The sequence below is a fragment of the Pseudomonas sp. GXM4 genome (assembly GCF_008923895.1).
GTDB lineage: Bacteria > Pseudomonadota > Gammaproteobacteria > Pseudomonadales > Pseudomonadaceae > Aquipseudomonas > Aquipseudomonas atacamensis.
In genome coordinates this window covers 1-2,900 of the sequence record NZ_WBRZ01000433.1, presented here as the reverse complement: position 1 = coordinate 2,900, position 2,900 = coordinate 1, and the positions used below count along the sequence as shown (strand labels likewise).

Annotated in this window: 5 protein-coding genes; 1 reads left to right on the top strand and 4 read right to left on the bottom strand. The window is 62.3% G+C overall.

Features of this window, described 5'->3' with window-relative positions:
- Window positions 1-68: 68 nt before the first annotated feature.
- Genes F8N49_RS27035 through F8N49_RS27020 form a run of 4 tightly spaced genes read right to left on the bottom strand, consistent with a single transcriptional unit; the run spans window position 69 to window position 2,343 of the window.
- A complete protein-coding gene (locus tag F8N49_RS27035; RefSeq protein WP_016771849.1) occupies window positions 69-626 on the bottom strand; it encodes a DUF4136 domain-containing protein in 558 nt (185 codons plus the stop codon).
- A 41-nt stretch (window positions 627-667) separates the two neighbouring features.
- Window positions 668-1,279, bottom strand: coding sequence for a DUF4136 domain-containing protein (locus F8N49_RS27030; RefSeq protein WP_056787719.1), 612 nt, complete (start codon window positions 1,277-1,279; stop codon window positions 668-670).
- A 12-nt stretch (window positions 1,280-1,291) separates the two neighbouring features.
- Window positions 1,292-2,041 (bottom strand): methyltransferase, encoded by a 750-nt coding sequence (locus tag F8N49_RS27025; RefSeq protein WP_024011431.1) that lies wholly within the window; start codon window positions 2,039-2,041, stop codon window positions 1,292-1,294.
- Window positions 2,041-2,343 (bottom strand): MazG-like family protein, encoded by a 303-nt coding sequence (locus F8N49_RS27020; RefSeq protein ID WP_016771852.1) that lies wholly within the window; start codon window positions 2,341-2,343, stop codon window positions 2,041-2,043. The genes F8N49_RS27025 and F8N49_RS27020 overlap by 1 nt, the downstream gene beginning before the upstream one ends.
- 244 nt (window positions 2,344-2,587) lie before the next feature.
- Here F8N49_RS27020 and F8N49_RS27015 point away from each other — a divergent pair, with 244 nt between their 5' ends.
- Window positions 2,588-2,881 carry a hypothetical protein gene (locus F8N49_RS27015; RefSeq protein WP_016771853.1) on the top strand — a complete coding sequence of 98 codons (294 nt, stop codon included), beginning with the start codon at window positions 2,588-2,590 and terminating at the stop codon, window positions 2,879-2,881.
- The last annotated feature ends 19 nt before the right edge of the window (window positions 2,882-2,900 follow it).

Sequence of the window (2,900 nt, the reverse complement as noted above, 5' to 3'; positions counted from 1 at the left end):
TCAAAAGATCGCAGCCTTCGGCAGCTCCTACAGGGGATTTGCGTCCGGGCGGGAAAAGGGCCGTTCATTCAACGCGGTGGATAGTTGGCCAGAATCCGTGCGACGGTCTCGCGAATGGCATTGCTGCGGTCAGCCGGATTCGGGCGGTTGCTGAGCATTTGCTCATCGCTGCCACGCCAGACCAGTTTGCCGTCCTTGCCGTCGAGCAGGTCGATCTGAATGGTCGCGACCTTGTAGGTGATATTGCGCGTTTCGTTGTACATCGGTGCGCCCCAGTAGCCATTCCACGGGCCGCCCCAACCGCCACCGTAGTTGGTCGTCACCTGCTGCTGCCGGTCCTCGACGATCAGGTAGGTCTGCACGCTCAGATCGCCCTTGCCGCCGCCGGCAGCCGGGCGCAAACCGCGCTGATCGAGTTGATCGGCCACCGCCTGGCGGATGCGCTGTTCGGTGAGGTCGCTTTTGATGCGCGGATCATCGGGGCGATATTGCAGGGCCGGGTCTTTCCAGCTCCAGCTGCGATAAGCGGCAAAGTCGCGGCTGGCGTCGAAATCGTGATTGACCTGATTGGCGGCGCAGGCACTGAGCAGCGCGGCAACAGCGAGTAGAGCGAGACGGCGGAACATGATTTTTCTCCGGGTGAAGACATGAACCTGCTGACACGACGTCAGCTGGGAGGATACGCCGCCATGGCTTTTTCCACAGCCTCGCGGATCGCATCGGCGCGTTCGATCTGATTGCCCTGGGTGCCGGTCTCGGCGCTGGCGCTCCACACTGGCTGACCATTGCCGGCATCGAACAGATCGACCCGCACCACCACGACCTGCTCCTGATAGGTGCGCACGATCGGCACGCTGTTGTACATGCCGTAACCGCGACCATAACGATCATAGCCGCCGTATCCACCGTAGTAGCCGTAGTCGTCGCGAACCTGACGCAAACGGGTTTCCAGACGCAGGTCGGCGCTGACCAGCAGGTCGGCCGGGCGGTTGTCGCGCATCGGCCGCAAGCCGCGTTGGTCGAGGGCGTTGCTGACCGCCTCGGCCACTTGCGCCGAGTCAGCCCATGCCGTGCCCGGCGGCAACTGCCCGTTGCGCCAGGCCCAGTTGCGGTAGCGCCCGTAATCACGCGGCGGCGCCGGGTAGGCGCTGCGGTCGAAGGTGGTGGCGGCTTGCGGCGGTGCCGGCGGCAACGGCCGTGACTGGGCCACGTAGGGGTTGCTGCCTTGGCAAGCGGCCAACCCCAGACTTATCAGCAATAACCCGCATCGAGCTTTCATGTCGCGCTCCGCTCAGATCGGCCGGCAGATCCAGTGCAAGTAACGCCCAAGCCCGGCGAAGCCTGGGTGACGACGGTGCGCGAGTTCCATTTCCAGCAAGTCCGCCAGTTCGGCGCGGGCCTGGAATTCCACCGGCATGTAATCGTGAAATACCCGTACGCCGCTCTGACTTTCGACCTGCCACATACCGGCGAGTTGCGTTGCCAATTCCCGTGGGTCGAGAGGCTGCTGCGGGGTCAGGCTCTGCTTCTCGCCGGCCATGACGTTCTTGCGCATTTTCTTGAAATGGCCCTTGAGCAGATTGCGATAAATCAGCGCATCACGGTTGTAGAACGCCAGCGACAGCCAGCCGCCGGGCTTGGTCAGTTGATGCAGCACCGGCAGGATCGCGTGGGGTTCGGCGAGCCATTCCAGCACGGCGTGGCAGATCACCAGATCGTAGGGCTCGGTGAGCTGACCGGGCAGTTCCTGCCACGGCGCCTGAATGAATGTCGCGGTGTGTCCGGCTTCGGCAAAACGCTGGCGCGCACCCTCGAGCATCGGTTCGGCCGGTTCGGTGAAGGTGACGTCATGGCCGCGCTCGGCCAGCCACAGCGACATATGCCCCAGGCCCCCGCCGATATCCAGCACGCGCAAGGGACGATCCGGCAAGGCCTCGGTCAAGTCGGCCTGCAACACCGCGAGGCGAATCGCGCCTTTGGCGCCGCCGTAGATTTTTTCGGCGAAGCGCGTGGCCAACTGGTCGAAATGACGGTCGCTCATCAGCTGAACCGCCGTTCGCTGTCGGCGAGCTTGGCGCGCACCACTTCATTCATGTCCAGACCCAGTTCGCTGCACAGCAGCAACAGATACAGGACGATATCGCCGACTTCCTGCCCGGCATGCGCGAGTTTGTCCGCCGGTAACTGGCGCGACTGATCTTCTGTCAGCCACTGGAAGATTTCCACCAGCTCGGCCATTTCGACGCTGGCGGCCATGGCGAGGTTTTTCGGGCTGTGAAATTGCCGCCAGTCGTTGCGGTCGCGAATGGCGTGCAGGCGTTCGGTCAGTTCTACAAGGTTCATCGGGCTCTCCTGAAGACGCATAGCTTCGGGGGGATGCGGGCTGAAGGCAAGCAGCGCAGATGATCTATTGCGGGAGCGAGCCTGCTCGCGAAGGCGTTGGCTCAGATAGCAGATGGTGTGAATGACACACCGCTTTCGCGAGCAAGCTCGCTCCCACAGGGATGGAGTAAAACCACTATCATGCAGGGAACTCGGCCGCCCTCGGCGTGGCCCAAGGCTCAGCTCTTTCATCAGGGATGCACACATGCGTGTAGAAAGCTTTTTCGAATGGCTCGGCCAGGCACTCGGTTCGGTCATCCGCTTTATCGTCGACGGCCTCAGCGGCCTGTTCAATATGCTCAGCAATGCCGGCAGCAACTTTGTCGACGGCCTGGCGCAAACGCTGGGGATGGACACCTCGATCATCAGCATCATCGCCCTGATCGTTGGCCTGATGCTGCTGTGGTCGGCGATCCGGGCGTTCATGAACGCGTCGATCATTGCCGGGATCATCTGGTTGCTGCTGGGGTTGTGGTTGTTGAGCTGGATTATTCACTAGCGCTTCAAAAGCCCCTCAC

Coding starts and splice junctions, on each gene's coding strand:
- F8N49_RS27035 (WP_016771849.1), bottom strand. CDS start 626: ATGTTCCGCCGTCTCGCTCTACTCGCTGTTGCCGCGCTGCTCAGTGCC.
- F8N49_RS27030 (WP_056787719.1), bottom strand. CDS start 1,279: ATGAAAGCTCGATGCGGGTTATTGCTGATAAGTCTGGGGTTGGCCGCT.
- F8N49_RS27025 (WP_024011431.1), bottom strand. CDS start 2,041: ATGAGCGACCGTCATTTCGACCAGTTGGCCACGCGCTTCGCCGAAAAA.
- F8N49_RS27020 (WP_016771852.1), bottom strand. CDS start 2,343: ATGAACCTTGTAGAACTGACCGAACGCCTGCACGCCATTCGCGACCGC.
- F8N49_RS27015 (WP_016771853.1), top strand. CDS start 2,588: ATGCGTGTAGAAAGCTTTTTCGAATGGCTCGGCCAGGCACTCGGTTCG.